This is a genomic window from Chryseobacterium sp. ON_d1 (assembly GCF_006829085.1).
Taxonomy (GTDB): Bacteria; Bacteroidota; Bacteroidia; order Flavobacteriales; family Weeksellaceae; genus Chryseobacterium.
The window spans coordinates 111,752-125,969 of record NZ_BJTC01000001.1 but is presented as its reverse complement, the minus strand read 5'-3'; the positions used below and the strand labels follow the sequence as shown (position 1 = coordinate 125,969).

The 14,218-nt window shown below is 37.2% G+C and carries 13 protein-coding genes and 1 tRNA gene; 1 reads left to right on the top strand and 13 read right to left on the bottom strand.

Going from position 1 to position 14,218, the window contains the following annotated elements:
• Window positions 1-4: 4 nt before the first annotated feature.
• From CRS_RS00565 to CRS_RS00540, 6 genes are all read right to left on the bottom strand, one after another.
• Window positions 5-814, bottom strand: a complete 810-nt coding sequence (locus CRS_RS00565; protein ID WP_142722156.1) for an AraC family transcriptional regulator — start codon at window positions 812-814, stop codon at window positions 5-7.
• A gap of 206 nt (window positions 815-1,020) precedes the next feature.
• Window positions 1,021-1,671: a DUF2652 domain-containing protein gene (locus tag CRS_RS00560; RefSeq protein ID WP_142722155.1), complete on the bottom strand. Its 651-nt coding sequence runs from the start codon at window positions 1,669-1,671 to the stop codon at window positions 1,021-1,023.
• 223 nt (window positions 1,672-1,894) lie between these two features.
• On the bottom strand, window positions 1,895-3,484 hold the full coding sequence (locus tag CRS_RS00555; protein WP_142722154.1) for an MFS transporter: 1,590 nt from the start codon (window positions 3,482-3,484) through the stop codon (window positions 1,895-1,897).
• 3 nt (window positions 3,485-3,487) lie between these two features.
• Window positions 3,488-4,534, bottom strand: a complete 1,047-nt coding sequence (locus tag CRS_RS00550; RefSeq protein WP_142722153.1) for an HlyD family secretion protein — start codon at window positions 4,532-4,534, stop codon at window positions 3,488-3,490.
• A 9-nt stretch (window positions 4,535-4,543) separates the two neighbouring features.
• The gene (locus tag CRS_RS00545) at window positions 4,544-5,878 is read right to left on the bottom strand and encodes a TolC family protein (RefSeq protein WP_142722152.1); all 1,335 of its coding nucleotides are present in this window, start codon (window positions 5,876-5,878) and stop codon (window positions 4,544-4,546) included.
• Entirely contained in the window at window positions 5,865-6,113 is a 249-nt protein-coding gene (locus CRS_RS00540) for a hypothetical protein (RefSeq protein ID WP_142722151.1), read from the bottom strand. Before CRS_RS00540 ends, CRS_RS00545 begins: the two co-directional genes overlap by 14 nt.
• A 91-nt stretch (window positions 6,114-6,204) precedes the next feature.
• Here CRS_RS00540 and CRS_RS00535 point away from each other — a divergent pair, with 91 nt between their 5' ends.
• The gene (locus CRS_RS00535) at window positions 6,205-6,984 is read left to right on the top strand and encodes an AraC family transcriptional regulator (RefSeq protein ID WP_142722150.1); all 780 of its coding nucleotides are present in this window, start codon (window positions 6,205-6,207) and stop codon (window positions 6,982-6,984) included.
• Between the two features lie 310 nt (window positions 6,985-7,294).
• Here the strand turns inward: CRS_RS00535 and CRS_RS00530 are convergent, their stop codons facing one another.
• The 7 genes from CRS_RS00530 to CRS_RS00500 form a co-directional block, all read right to left on the bottom strand.
• Window positions 7,295-8,443, bottom strand: coding sequence for an MFS transporter (locus CRS_RS00530; protein ID WP_228451164.1), 1,149 nt, complete (start codon window positions 8,441-8,443; stop codon window positions 7,295-7,297).
• 124 nt (window positions 8,444-8,567) lie between these two features.
• The gene (locus CRS_RS00525; RefSeq protein ID WP_142722148.1) at window positions 8,568-9,536 is read right to left on the bottom strand and encodes an AraC family transcriptional regulator; all 969 of its coding nucleotides are present in this window, start codon (window positions 9,534-9,536) and stop codon (window positions 8,568-8,570) included.
• A 223-nt stretch (window positions 9,537-9,759) separates the two neighbouring features.
• Window positions 9,760-10,116, bottom strand: coding sequence for a DoxX family protein (locus CRS_RS00520; RefSeq protein WP_172616965.1), 357 nt, complete (start codon window positions 10,114-10,116; stop codon window positions 9,760-9,762).
• A gap of 618 nt (window positions 10,117-10,734) precedes the next feature.
• Window positions 10,735-12,174 carry an alpha/beta fold hydrolase gene (locus CRS_RS00515; RefSeq protein ID WP_142722146.1) on the bottom strand — a complete coding sequence of 480 codons (1,440 nt, stop codon included), beginning with the start codon at window positions 12,172-12,174 and terminating at the stop codon, window positions 10,735-10,737.
• 65 nt (window positions 12,175-12,239) lie between these two features.
• Window positions 12,240-13,043 (bottom strand): helix-turn-helix domain-containing protein, encoded by an 804-nt coding sequence (locus tag CRS_RS00510; RefSeq protein ID WP_142722145.1) that lies wholly within the window; start codon window positions 13,041-13,043, stop codon window positions 12,240-12,242.
• Window positions 13,044-13,610: 567 nt separating this feature from the next.
• A tRNA-Ser gene (locus CRS_RS00505) sits at window positions 13,611-13,695 on the bottom strand.
• 120 nt (window positions 13,696-13,815) lie between these two features.
• Window positions 13,816-14,049, bottom strand: coding sequence for a glyceraldehyde-3-phosphate dehydrogenase (locus tag CRS_RS00500; RefSeq protein ID WP_142722144.1), 234 nt, complete (start codon window positions 14,047-14,049; stop codon window positions 13,816-13,818).
• Window positions 14,050-14,218 lie beyond the last annotated feature (169 nt).

Sequence of the window (14,218 nt, the reverse complement as noted above, 5' to 3'; positions counted from 1 at the left end):
CCGGTTAATTCTTAGGATCACATATAGATTCCTGGAATTTCAGATATTTTGAAGGACTGAGATCAATATAATATTTAAAATCTTTAATAAGTTGGCTTTGATCATAATAACCACATTGGCTGATGACATCAAACCAATCTATTTTAATATGTTGACAGGAAGTGGTCTGGATTATCTGAATTGCTTTTAAAAAACGCTGATATCGGTGAATTTCTTTTGAGGTATAGCCAAAATGTTTTTTATGATTCGTCTGCAGTGATCTTTCGGATAGCTTATTTTTTCTGGAAATTTCTTTGATCGGGCTGAAGGTCGTACGGTCAAATGCAGCTATTTGTTCTGCGATACCATTACGATCCCGTAAATAAGGCCGGCAGAAATCCAGCAGAGCCTGAACCCGGTCTTCATTGGAACTTATCTTTTTCAATTCGGACCATAGCATTGTAAAACAATTCTGATGAATCAACTCATCAGGATGTATGGCTAAACCCTTTGTAAAATCTGTATTTCCGAAAAACCTGAAGAAAGCATCATCTTTAAAATTGCAAACCAGAATCTCTGCTCCTTTTGGCAGAATATAGTTAAAAGCATGTTTTATGGGCCCCAGTACGATACATTTTTCAACTTCAATGCTTTCTTTATTGTTAGAAATAAACGATGCAGGATGACCAAAACTGAAAATCATCATGGTCTGATATGAAGGTAAAAGTGTCTTTTCTACAGATTCTTCTGATCTGTTTTCTGCATAATAAAAATGCGAAAAAACCTCTTTAAATTCTGTAGGAGCAGATATTCTGTAATTATTATAACCTTCCATATTCCTGGTTTTGAAATAGATTCTTAGTCTAAACAAATGTATTTAAAATTTTACAATGCCAATTAATAATAAAAACCATTGATGGATTTTCCCATCAATGGCGGTCAGTTACATTTATGAGAAATTAATCCCAGGCCATAAAACCTTCGCAGGCAAAATAAATTAAAGTAATGTAAAAACCATATTTAATTAATTTTTTAATTACCTTATAGCTTTTGAACAATACCGGATTGTAAACTGATGGGTCGAATGTTGTTTTTGCTGTTTGTTTCATTTGTTTTATTTTTTATGGTTGTTATAAAATTGTTATTTACTTGATAATTGACAAAAAAATATTCTTTTTCTTTTTCGTCTGATTCTTTACAGATCATATCATAGGTCATCAGGATATAAGTCTTGCTTTTTATATTATTTTTCAAAAGAGTATGTGCTTTAATAACCGGTTCCCCATAAAGTTTTTTAAAAGCACCAATAGTATACTCTGAGAAAGTCCCATAATGCGCTACCAACTTTAATGACAGCCCAAGCTCATGCCCAATTACAGCTTCTATTTCTTTAAGTCTGACCGTAAAACTTCTTAGCATTGTTTCATACAGTTTTAAGATTTTCTGTACAGAAGGCTTTTTACAAAATTTGTAAAATAATATTGCGTCACCTTCAATTTCTGAGACTTTCATCCCTATTGTATTGGCTTGCAGAATTGCAGAAAGCAGCTCTCTGGTGATATAACGACCTGCTTCAATGCATATGCTGTTGACAAAGTCAGTATAACCACTAATGTCTGGAATGATGATCATACCTTCTTCAACACGGATATTTTTATTTTCTGACAGATACTCTTTGTATAAACATTTCATGATGACAGATTTTTACGTTCTTTCTGAGACAAATGTAGATACGTCCATGAACAAGAAATTGTAAGAAAACGAAAGATTAAAAAGCCTCCATATTGGTAATATCAAAAGTACGGATGAAAACCATGGTCCATAAGTATAGAGATTACGTTTCTAAAATATATCAATACATGGCAATTTCTATATGAATTAACCTTCTATACGGTATTTCCTGACATAATAAATTTTAATAAGGAATATTTGTCTTCCTCAATTTCAGAACAACTTTTTGAATTCGGGGTAGCACGAGTAAAATAATGATTACAGAAATTACACCTATTAACATCAAATCGTAGTAATCTCGGGTGGCACGAGCCAAGATCTGGTGTCCTACCATTTGATTAAAATAGCCTGTCGACATTGATTTTGAGGCGTATGCATCACTGCCTGATTTCATATATTGATTTTGGATATCCAGTAAAGTAACTGGCAATTGAGGGTTGATTTCCGTTAGCGTTTCCCGGATTTTTTCCCTAACTGCTGATTTCGCAAATAACTGAAGTTCATTATTAAGAGCCAGGCTAGCCGTAAACCCTGTAAACCTTGCGAATATTCCAATAAGTGATGCATTTATTGCAATTTTAGGGGGCACTGATGAGATTGTAAATGAAACAATCGGAACAAATAATACTCCTGTTGCCACACCATAGATAAACAGGGGCAGAATGAAATCATTTGTTTCTCCCTGTATGGAAACGAATAGTATCATGTAGGCATAATACACCGCCATAATCGCAAAACCAACAATAATAATTCTTATCAGGTTATACCCAATCAAAATAAAGCGTGAGGTAACAAACATGCCCAAAACTGTTCCTGTTATTACGGCAGTCCATATTGGAATCGTACTCAGTGGATCATTTCCTAAAATCACCTCAAGATAGCCGTAGGCAAGTCCCGTACTTCCCTTGAAAAGGTAAAAGGTAAAAAGAAGTAAAAGGCCAATAGCAAAATTCTCTGCTTTAAAAATCTGCAAGTTGATTAATGGTCTTTTAAGTTTCAGTTCTCTAATAATAAAGAGAGAGAGAATGACTAAGTTACCTAAGCTTAGAATAAGTATCGACGGACTGCCAAACCAGCCCAATGGTCTTCCATAGACAAGAATGTATCCTAATATTAAGATAAACGATACATAAAACAGATAGCCTATCCAGTCCACCTGATAGAGCGGAATTTTTTTGGTAAATCGGGCCTTACTGTTCATCGTAAGCAACACAACAGAGGTAAGGATAATGAGTAGGTTATTGTGTCCGTAGAATAGCCAATTAAAATCAAAGAAATGAATTATTACACTGGTATAGATGGTGTAAAACGGCACAGCAATCTGTATACTGCCATAAAGAAGACTATAAGCAATGACACGGGCACGTACAGAATCCAGCCTTGGGAAAATGAGCTGTAACACGATACCTGACATTAATGCACAGGTAATTCCTTGCAAAAACTGGCAAATAACAAACAATGTCCAATCTTTAAAATGAAAACATAGTGTTGAACTCAGCGCATTGATCCCCAGTGCTATCAGTAAATATTTTCTGGGTTCAAAATACTTTACAATACGGGAGTCAAGTGCCAAGAAAGCTACAGTTGAGCCATAGATAACCACCATACCATATTGTACATCGGCAGGCTGTATACCGTAAAAGCCCATCGCTGCTACCGGACTGCCATAAAAAGCGAAGCTAAACAGGCTAGTCATCAGAATGGCAAATATTACCGATCTTGCCATCCATTCGGACACCCATGATTTGAAAACAGGTATTTTATGGGTTTGCATTTTTTAATTTTTTAAAACATAAACATTTGCGTTCATTCCTGCTGAAAGTTTAGATAATTTGGCAGGCTGATCCGTCAGTTTGATCCGAACAGGAATGCGTTGGATGATTTTGACGAAATTGCCTGTGGCATTATCAGGAGGAAGCAAAGAATAGCGTGAACCTGTGGTAGGTGAAAGTGATTCAATAATACCATTAAATTTTTCATGCGGAAAAGCATCGACCTCGACAGATACCGCTTGCCTGATCTGAAAGCCAGCAACCTGTGTTTCCTTAAAATTTGCCGTTACCCATTTTTCCTCGGCTCTGTTCAGTATAAATGCCAATGTTTGACCTGCCTGGACCAGTTGCCCTTCCTGAATGGTCTTTTTACCAATTTGCCCATCAAAAGGTGCTGTGACAATGGTATATCGAATGTCTAATTCCTGTCTTTGAAGAAGTGTTTCTTTGAGCTTTATTTCTGCCTGTATCGCTTTGCGTTGTGCACTGAAGTCATTTAGTTTGGATTCAGCTACCTGTAAAGAAGCTTTTGCCTGATCATAATCAGATTGCGTGATTGATAAAGAAGTACTCACATTATCAAATTTCTGTTGTGTGGTGGATTCATCAGCCAGTAGATTTTTATAACGGCCAAATTCTTTTTGCTGCTGATTCAATCTCGCTTCAGCACCTGCCAACTGTGCCTTTATAACCTCAATATTTTTAATTTGCGTTTCTTCATTCGCCGCCAGGATAGGTAATTTGGCATGCGAACTCATGAGTTCTGCTGACGCAGCGTCTTTTTTCAGCCCATATTCGCCCAGCTCAATCACCACAAGCGTATCTCCTTTTTTAACCTGCTGATTGTCTTTATAACATACTTTACTGATATATCCGCCCACTTTTGCATTGACGGGGGACAAATAGGCATCCACCTGTGCGTCATTAGTCTGTTCATAATCCAGTCTTTCTAAGAAACAGGCTGCTCCCCAAATAATAATTCCTGCCAATAATGTGATTCCGAACCATTTGGTAAGGATTATAATGATTTTATCTGTCTTATTCTTGTTCATAATGTTGTATTAAAGAATTCCTACGATCGCCAGCAATCTGATCTTTGTGAGTTTTACGTTTGTTTGTGCAGCTGTTAAATTGAATCTGGCTTCCAATAAATTATTTTCAGCCTCCAGAAGATCAGTCAGAAGAGATTCCTGATTCAGATAACTACTTCTGATAACCCGAACCGTTTCGGTGTTTTTTGCTATAATTTTTGCGGCTGTTTCAACACTTTCCAAAGCTTGTTGCTGCTGCAGATAAGCTTCTTTTACCTGGAGGTAAATTTCATCTTTCTTCATTTCAGCTTTTTCTTTTACCTGATGGCTTATAACCTGGGCACGGGCTATTGAATGTTTACTCTTGTAGAGATTGTCAATAGAAAACTGTGCTTTAATTCCTGTTTGACCAAATCCCCACAGGTCATTCGAATATGGATAGAACGAGATCTGCGGATAGGTATAATTGTAATTGGAGTACAGCGATATTTTGGGAAATCTTGTGGCTTTAATCTGTCTGATGTTCAATTCGTTCCATTTAATTTCACTATTGACCATTTTATACTCAGGAGACTGATGGAGTGCGATATCTATATAGTCGCTGTAAACTGTATCTGTGATGGTACCTGTTTTAACAATATCCTGATAATTGATGGTTAATTCATTTTTAGCTTCACGCCCCATTAGAATATTGAGCCGCTGTCTGGCAATTTCTATCTTTTTTTCAATATCAGAAAAACTAAGTTCCAGCTGAGATAATTTTACAGAGATTCTCAGCACATCACTCTTAAGCACGGTACCGTTTTTATACAGGCTTTCTATCAGGGTCAGCTGTTTTTTTTCTGTATCAATTTCTGCTTCAAGAAAATCATGGAAATGCAGAAATTTATATAACTCAAAATATGCAGCTGCCACATTATATTTTATACTCTGATTTTGGAGTTCAGCTTCATATTGTTTCTGTATCTCTTCTTCTTTTTTCATGGCGATATTTCTTCTCTCTCTGCCTCCATTAAAAAGACTGAAATTTAAGCTGTATCCCAGTCCGTATCCATAGCCTTTTACAGGTACATCCTGAGGTGATGCGAATAAACCATTATCATAAATCAAAAATCTGGAATTGAGTTTTATATCCCCACCTACCGCAATCTCAGGTAACAAGCGATCCTTTGCTTCAAGTACCTCCAAACTAGCTTTTTGAAGATTTAAATCAGAAAGTTTCAGCTGGTGATTATTCGCTTCAGCGATTTTCCATATCTGTTCCAAACTTAATGCTTGGACATTTTCTGTATTCTGAGCATGGAGGGATGGTGCAAACAGCACCCACCCTATGACCAAAATCGAGATTGAACTATATTTTTTCATTATTTTTTAAATGATTTTTATTTTTATTACTCGGTATTAGCCATTTTTTGACCGCCTCTTTTAATGCATCGAAGGCAAAGGTTAAATCGGTTCCCGGTATAAAAACAGTATGATAGGCATAAGCAGGCCAACAGGCATTTATTGCCTTAATATTTTTTATCAAATGGGATGATGTATTAGAATCTTTATTTTGAATTTCAGGTTCTTGGTGAAAGCACATCTTTTTCTGTTTCATAATGATTTACTATTATTTACACAGCAAAATTATCCAACGTACAATGTCTTCTTTTTATATAATTAGCCTAATATTTACTATATTTGGCCAAATGGAAATTTTTAACCAATTAATAAACATTGTTGATCAAAATCCTGAATCTATCCTGGTGATACGACAGCAGACAGAACAGCGCTTGCCTTCACACCAGCATGACAAAGCGCAGCTGTTATTGGTTTATGGTGGTATTGCTTACTTGCAAACTAATGAGAAAGATTTCTATATTCCGTCTAATCATTATATCTGGATACCTAAGAATTATCCTCATAACCTGATGTTTAACACACAAGATTTGTATATTATCAATCTCTATTTCCCGAGTGATGGAGTGAGTGGTTTTTATGATGAACTAGGTATTTATCCTGTGAGTAAGCTTCTTTCAGAAATGCTTTCATTCAGTGAAAAATGGCAAGGAAATTATTATAAAGGGTCCTGGGAATTTGAGTTTTTAACAACGCTGCGGAATGTGCTATCAAAAGAAAACCTAAAAAAATTTTCTATTCAACTTCCTACAACAGATGACCAACGGCTCAATGCCATTATCGATCATGTCAGAAATCGCTTAAGAGAGGACCTCAGCTTAGACACTATTGCGCAGCAATTTGGGATGAGTGTGAGAAGTTTGACAAGATTATTCCAAACGAAACTTCACATTACTTTTATTCAATATTTAAAAATGCTGAGGATTATCAGAGCTATGGAATTAATCAAAGATACTGATCTGAATATTACCGAAATAGCTTATGAAGTCGGCTATTCCAATATATCTGCATTTAGCAATAATTTTCAGCAACTGACTAATATGAGACCTTCTGAATTTAAACTAAAATAAAAAGTATCAGCTTACATCATTTCAACATTCATGAAACCGTATTATCAGTACAAAATCTCAGCACTTCTGCTTTGTTTCTTTTTGTTCTTCTGATTGACGGGCTGTCAGGATCCACTTTTAGGTATATCCTGTTTAATTTGAATCCTACATTTTCTTATCTTTTCCTTTGGTTATTAAATGAATGGGGCAGGTTCAATCTGTAATTTTTTATAGACACTTGAGTTTTAAGATGTATTATTCAGTCAGATATCACATTGATTAACCTATTTTATTTTTACAAGTATTATCTTGTTCATCTATAGAGTCAATATTACCTCTCATTCCTGAAGACAAATACAGAAAAAACTGCCGCAATCAGAACGCCTGCACCATATAACTGGAATGCCCTTTCCAGACCAACATTGATGATCAGGCTCAATCCGAGGCTTCCCAGGCCATAGCCTGAAAAAAGAAAAAATGCGAAGAGGCCTGTTGCAGCACCTTTTCGGGAACTGAATGTAGTAATTATAGCAGCAAATAAAGGATGAGACAGATCAAATCCCAGAGAAAGCAATGCCACTATAATACAGGATGCAGTAAGACTCAAATTCTGGCTGAGCAGCAATACAGTGATGCTTCCCAGGAATAGACCTAAAGGTATTATCCTGCTTCTTCCGTAACGATCGGCAAGTCTGCCCAGCAATGGCCCCAATAATAACCCGGGAATTCCATAACCCAATAAGGCTAACCCAATCTGAAACTCATTCAAACTGTAATTTTTATAGAAAAAATAGGCAAGCCAGGCGAAAATACCACCATGGAACATCCCGTTAAGCAAGACATAAAAATAGGTACGCCTTGCCCTTCTGCTTGACAGTATACCATGAAAGGACAGCAAAATATTATCATTGCTTTCCGCTAATTCCCCTCCTTCTTTGAATATATTTTTCTGATACATCACTATGAGGAAAAAAATAAGCAGAGCTACGCCTGCAACACCTATAAAAAGCCATTGCCAACCTATCACTGATGTAATTAAGGCCCCTGCACTGGAACCAAAGGCAGTACCTCCGGCCATGTTGCCAAAGAAGATCCCCAGTGCATGCCCCCGCTTTTCGTACGGATAGCCATCACTGATCCAGCTAATGGTTGTAGGAGCAATACCGGCTGCACCGATGCCCGTCAGTAACCGAAGAAAAATCATCTGGTCGACCCCTCTGACAAAAGCGGTCAGCAACGTGAGCAAGGAAAATATGATCAGGCAGAAAGCCACTATCCGGAATCTGCCAAAGCGGTCACTTAGAGGCGCATACACCAGTGTGAACAATCCATAACCGAGCAGATAGGCTGGTTCAATAAAACTCACATGCCGGGCGCTGGTACCGAACTGTTCTGATAACAAAGGCAGCAATGGTGCAACCATGAATCCTTGAAAAAAGACAATAAAAGTAGCCAGAGATAGAATATAGACAGGCAGCATGGATACTTGCGTGCCTGTTGTGTCGCTTGTATTAATTTCGTTCATTCTTATTTGTTTGATCGTACAAATTTCAAGAACTTAAACAGCACAAGGCTTGTCCATATTCAGGCAATTATTGGATTTTTTATCGATTTTGGCTGTCAAGCGGGCTGCGCATGAGTTGAAGAGCATCTCTCCGGTATGCTGTGGGAGTTATGCCTGTCATTTTCTTGAAAAAACGGTTGAAATAAGCTGCTTCAGTAAACCTAAGCAAATCTGCTATTTCCGACACCTGTAGATCAGTATGTGTCAACAGGCTTTTTGCTTCCAGCAATATTTTTTCATTGATATGGTATAAGGCTGTGTGTCCTGTATATTTTTTAACTAAAAAGTTTAAATGGCTAGGGGTAAGGTTCAGTTCATCTGCAATGGTTCTCACTGTTGGCTTTTCTTCTCTCCTTTTATTTGGAGCATCAACAGCGTAAGTATCCAGCACTCTTCTGAATCTGACCATCAACGAAGCCTGCTTCAACTGAAAAGCTGTTTTCACCTCTTTATCTTTATAATACAGACGGCGGATCTGGATAAGCAACACTTTTAACAAAGACTGTATCATTTCAAAATTGTCCTCGTTGCCTGATGTCATTTCGCCGAGCAACTTTTCGGCGGTGCATCCTATAGCATCCATATCTTCCTGTGACAATTTCAGGATTGAATTTGCTCCGTTCAAGAAAAAAGGATAATCCTTTTCAAACTTGGGTTTTAAAGGATCTATTTTTGCAAATTCGGGGGTAAAACAAAGGAGGTAACCATAGATAGTTTCCACCCGCTGCCAGCTTTCTATTTTGCCGGGGTATGCGAAATAAATACTGTTCGCTGAAGTATTGACGGTTTCATCCGGAAGCAGAAATCGAAGTCCAGGCGTTCTACAGATCAAAAGCCGGAAAAAATTACCCCGGAACAACGGCATGAACAATAATTTGCCTTTTGCCTGGTCTTCCACCCGCATAATGGTAAAAAAATTATTATCTGCTTTACCGATCCTGAAGGTATCGAAAAAGTCGCTGATTGTATCAAGCCAAGGAATATAGGCCTGCGCTCTTTTATCCGCCATAGATGATCAAAAAATCCGTTACAAATTTAGGTAAAATCACTTATGTCGGATCAATCAGCTCTATTTTCATCTTAAAAAACTACTACTCTTTCACAAACCTCTGCTAAAGTGTACAGGCAGAGCATCAAAAAGTTATGCGACATTGGAATAAATGAGCCTCTCAAAAGAATGAGAGGCTTTTTAATGCTGAATTTTGTAATATTATTCCTATTAAAAGATAGATTTAATATCTGAAATATGCGACTATTGCTGACAGAATAAAAACAATAATCAACATGGGAAGCATTTCGTATTCTTTTTTTTGGATATGAACAAAAATACCTGCCAGCATGGTCAAACAAAAGCCTGTCGCTGCCATCGGTGTCAAAATTGGCAAAATACCGAAAAGCCAAGGAAATATGATTCCAAAACAGCCCAATAATTCAAGAAAACCTAATATCCGGATTGGTATTATAGAGCTGTCAGGTTTTAGATGCCCGTTCTCGACGTGTGTGTTTTTACTGCCTGTAATTTTTCCATAACCTGGCATGATAAAAAATAGAGACAGAAGTCCCTGTATAATCCACAAAATTGTATTCATTCTATCTGTTGGTGAAGTTAATGATAAGCTATCGAAAGCTTTGATAAATGAATTAAACAAGTATTGCCTTGAAATAATTTCAAGACAACATATTCAATAATTTTATATAAAAATCTTTGAAATTAATTCTTGTTTATCCTTTTTTTGGTTGGTCTAACCAAAGATTAACTTCTTCCATTTCAGTGAATTGCTTTTGTACTGACACAAAGATAATCAGGACTATTACAAAATAATAAACAGATCAATAATAAATTGTTACAAAAAGTTCAATTATATTTTCAAAATATACGATTTATAAAATGTCACTCTTTTTGGTAAATATAAATGTTCAATTTTTATTAAAATTATCGCTGTCTGAAGAAAAGTAAACCGTAATTACCTATGTGTGGGTACTTAAAAAGGTTAATAAACTATTGACGAACCAACAAGCTTACAAGAAGCTTAATCACCGTAAAGCCTTGTAAGACAATCTCCAGAAACAAAAACAAGTAGTTGGCAGTAGTTTTTTCTCAGATTAGCTAAGCTTTTGCTTGGCCCACAACTTTGCACTTCGCCCGGATTTTCTGGTAGATTTTTCTTTTCATTGCTCATTCATCCGAACATTAATCTGATACAGAGCTATTCAATCTTTACATCAGTACTTTTTGAAACCAGTTTTTTGTACGGATCAGCTAAGAATTCATCAAGATAATCAGCATTGCTGTTACCAAAGCCCGCCCCGTGTGCCCGGTTGTGGATAATAAGAAGCTGCGCGTTGGGCATATATCTTTTAATAAGCGTATTATAAAAGGGCCTACAAAACGGATCGGCATCACCTGCTGATATCAGTGCCGGAATATTCGAATAAACAGGTGTTTTTATCGATTGGGGCTGGGGATTAACCTTCCAGCAATCGCAGATTTCTTTATTGACGTTATTAAAAGGGTAACCGGCAAGCCAAGGAAGGATCTCATCCTGCTTGGCAATCAGTTTGGGATCTGAATAAGCAATCTGTTCCGAACAATATACCGAATAACGCATGCCCAGTGTTCGGTTCAGATCGCCAGAAAATATACCATCCATAACTTCGGTGATATACGGCTGATGTTTGCCATTGATAATATCATTCACTACAGATGGCACTGTTTGAACTGTTCCATTCTCCATTTTTCCGAAAATGGCATCTAGCAGCTCGGCTTTCCCATAGCTGATTTTGATACTATCGCTACTTCCTTTGGGAAGATAGCGTGCAGTAAAACGTTTGGAGGAAATTTTGGTGAAATAATCATGGAAACGCGACTTAAGATCTTTATATATGGTTTTTGTTGAATCGGCATCCACATTACCAATTACCTGATTTAAAGCTTCGTTCATATTGATCAGTCCATGCTCTTCATAATTTACAAAACTGGGAAGGGGCGAATTCAGTATAAGTGCCTTTATACCTTCGGGATGGTTTTTAGCAACAGTAAGCATTAATCCACCACTATAAGAAATGCCGACCAGCATCATGGATTCGATTTTTAAGGCTTTTTTAAGATCGCTGATATCCGCAGCGCTTTCCGTAGTATTGTATGCTGAAAGATCGATGCCTTTTGCCGTGAAACGTTTCCGTGCTGATGTTACCGCGAGCTTTACCAAGCTGTCTTTGGGAAGGTTTTCCCTATACGAACGTTTAATGGCTTCCTCCACTTCAGGACACTCTAGTGAAGGGACAGCCAGCTTGGTACCGCGCTGATCGAAAGCGATAAAACCGCCATATCTTAAAAAGCCTGAGTTCGGTCCGATCTTGCTAATCCCCAGTGTAGTACTATATCCCGGACCGCCTGTGGTATATAGGGAAATATTTTTAATGGAGTCCTGATTCTTTCTCCTTACAAAAATAAAGGGGATTTTGATCAGGTTTTTTGTAGGCCTTGCTCTGCTTTCCGGTACTACCAGATAACCGCATTTTGCCACTACACCATTTTCTACCTTGATTTTACATCCGTAGGGTTCTATTTTTGGAGTGTAAGATTGTGAAAAAACATTTGAACTAAAAAAGAGAAACGATAAAGCCAGCAATGTATAAATTTTCATGTTTCTTGATTTTATACAAAACTACCATATCAATTTTGACCTCAAAAGGTAAAAAACAGACAAAATCACTTAAGGTCGGCCAACCTTGTTCCGGTAAACAGTACCGCGCTCCTGTAAAAATGGCTCATATCATAATAGCCATAGTCTGTCGGTAAAAAGCTACCGCGGTCGCTGAGAAACTGGGTAAGTGCAGTACGTGCTCTTAAGATGACGAAATAATTCTTTGGGCCGGTGCCCACCACTTTATGGAAATACCTGTTGAGTGTTTTTTCACTCATACAAACACAATCTGCCAGCTGAGCAGTTGAAAGGCCCATTTCCGTATCCAAAAAACAGCCGATACTCCTTTGGACCATCGATAGGTAATGGCTTCCGGGGCTTTTAGCTTTTCTTTCCAATAGGTAATGTTCCCAAAGCTGCACCCGCGTTTCAAAATCGGGTGCCTGTTTGATCTTGTTGATGACACGCTTGGGAATCAGTTCGTCAAGCATTATGACATCGCTGGCGATTCTGGTCTGACTGATACCGAATATGGCTTCAAAACCACCCGGTAGAAATTTAATGGTGAAGATATTATCGGTTGGGGCATTCTGCCTTTCAATTGTTTCGCTGCGCAGAACCAAAACATCACCATTTTCATTGATCTGATGCATATGTTTTCCGTTGCAAAGCTGGTAGGGACTTCCCAGATTAAGCCAGATGGTGGGAGTAAAACTCGGAAAAAGTTTAACCGTGAAACGTTCATCCTGGATAAATGATCTGGCGAAAACAAGATCAGTTTCAGAAAAAAACTCGATATGTGGAGAAAGGCTTTCCTGTGGTGCTAAAAACCGGTAAAACTTCCTGATATTATCAAATATTTCTGTCATATAATCACTAGGTTGTTTTTCTGATTGGTTGTTGCATTGTGTAGGAAAAAAATGATGGGAATAAACCTTATATTTTATAGTCTTAAATTTAGGGATTTTTTATTTTCACTGCTCCATATGCAATAAGAAAATATGAACTTATTTCAGCTGTATAATTTAAAAAAAGACAAGTAAACGCAGTACGAGGCAGTTTCATCACTGGCATCCGAGGAGGTGACTTTTTGCGGATCAGTCTCAAAAACTGGGGAATATTGTATTTATGGAATTTAAACTAACGCAAAGTTTTTAGCCTCTTATCTCATATTTTCAAGGGAGCAAAGCATGAAATCAATTTCAATGATTCTTTCTAAGCTAATACATATCCATTAAGCTTCTTAAGCGACAAAGTCGTACTTCTTAGCTTTCTAAAATAAAACATTTGAATCATTTTTCTTTGCGATTAAAAAATGACCTGTCAGTTCAATAAAAAGTATAGATTTTGTACTAGCCCCCAACTTTTGCACCTGATCTCCTATTATTGGAGGTGTAAAATAAAAAAGGTACAAATCTTTGATTTGTACCTTTTTGCGGAGAGTGAGGGATTCGAACCCCCGGACCTGTTACAGTCAACAGTTTTCAAGACTGCCGCAATCGACCACTCTGCCAACTCTCCCTAAACTCCGGCTATACCGTTGTTTTCAGTGGTGCAAATATAGAGCGATTTTTAGTTTCCGCAAAACTTTTCTTACACAAATTTTAACGAAAATTAATAATAGACTAGAAATCAAGGGAATTATTTTGAGGAACTCATACCCTGTTCCCGGTCTATGATCGCAATGAAGCTGTTTTTTAAAAGATCTGACGGATATACAAACTGATCTCCATCTTTACCCTTCACCACAATAGCGGCCTGTTCATCGTTAAGGCATTTGTCCAATTGGGTCTTCATGTCATTAAGAGTTCCATCGGGAACCTCAATAATATAAGTTCCTGTAACATGGTTAATTTTTATGATTTTTCTTTCCATATTCTTTTTGATTAGGCCCTAAATTTAGGAATTTTACTTTAAGTATAAAGATATTTCAGGAAGAGATACGGACTGATAAATATAAAAGGATACCATAAGTCCCTGTCTAAAAGCTATAATCAATCAGTCATCAGAATAGACTATATTTGTGGCATTTAAAACTAATAAT

What these genes read in the sequence shown, in the direction of transcription:
- CRS_RS00565 (WP_142722156.1), bottom strand. Translation starts at nt 814, where the DNA reads ATGGAAGGTTATAATAATTACAGAATATCTGCTCCTACAGAATTTAAA.
- CRS_RS00560 (WP_142722155.1), bottom strand. Translation starts at nt 1,671, where the DNA reads ATGAAATGTTTATACAAAGAGTATCTGTCAGAAAATAAAAATATCCGT.
- CRS_RS00555 (WP_142722154.1), bottom strand. Translation starts at nt 3,484, where the DNA reads ATGCAAACCCATAAAATACCTGTTTTCAAATCATGGGTGTCCGAATGG.
- CRS_RS00550 (WP_142722153.1), bottom strand. Translation starts at nt 4,534, where the DNA reads ATGAACAAGAATAAGACAGATAAAATCATTATAATCCTTACCAAATGG.
- CRS_RS00545 (WP_142722152.1), bottom strand. Translation starts at nt 5,878, where the DNA reads ATGAAAAAATATAGTTCAATCTCGATTTTGGTCATAGGGTGGGTGCTG.
- CRS_RS00540 (WP_142722151.1), bottom strand. Translation starts at nt 6,113, where the DNA reads ATGAAACAGAAAAAGATGTGCTTTCACCAAGAACCTGAAATTCAAAAT.
- CRS_RS00535 (WP_142722150.1), top strand. Translation starts at nt 6,205, where the DNA reads ATGGAAATTTTTAACCAATTAATAAACATTGTTGATCAAAATCCTGAA.
- CRS_RS00530 (WP_228451164.1), bottom strand. Translation starts at nt 8,443, where the DNA reads ATGCTGCCTGTCTATATTCTATCTCTGGCTACTTTTATTGTCTTTTTT.
- CRS_RS00525 (WP_142722148.1), bottom strand. Translation starts at nt 9,536, where the DNA reads ATGGCGGATAAAAGAGCGCAGGCCTATATTCCTTGGCTTGATACAATC.
- CRS_RS00520 (WP_172616965.1), bottom strand. Translation starts at nt 10,116, where the DNA reads ATGAATACAATTTTGTGGATTATACAGGGACTTCTGTCTCTATTTTTT.
- CRS_RS00515 (WP_142722146.1), bottom strand. Translation starts at nt 12,174, where the DNA reads ATGAAAATTTATACATTGCTGGCTTTATCGTTTCTCTTTTTTAGTTCA.
- CRS_RS00510 (WP_142722145.1), bottom strand. Translation starts at nt 13,043, where the DNA reads ATGACAGAAATATTTGATAATATCAGGAAGTTTTACCGGTTTTTAGCA.
- CRS_RS00500 (WP_142722144.1), bottom strand. Translation starts at nt 14,049, where the DNA reads ATGGAAAGAAAAATCATAAAAATTAACCATGTTACAGGAACTTATATT.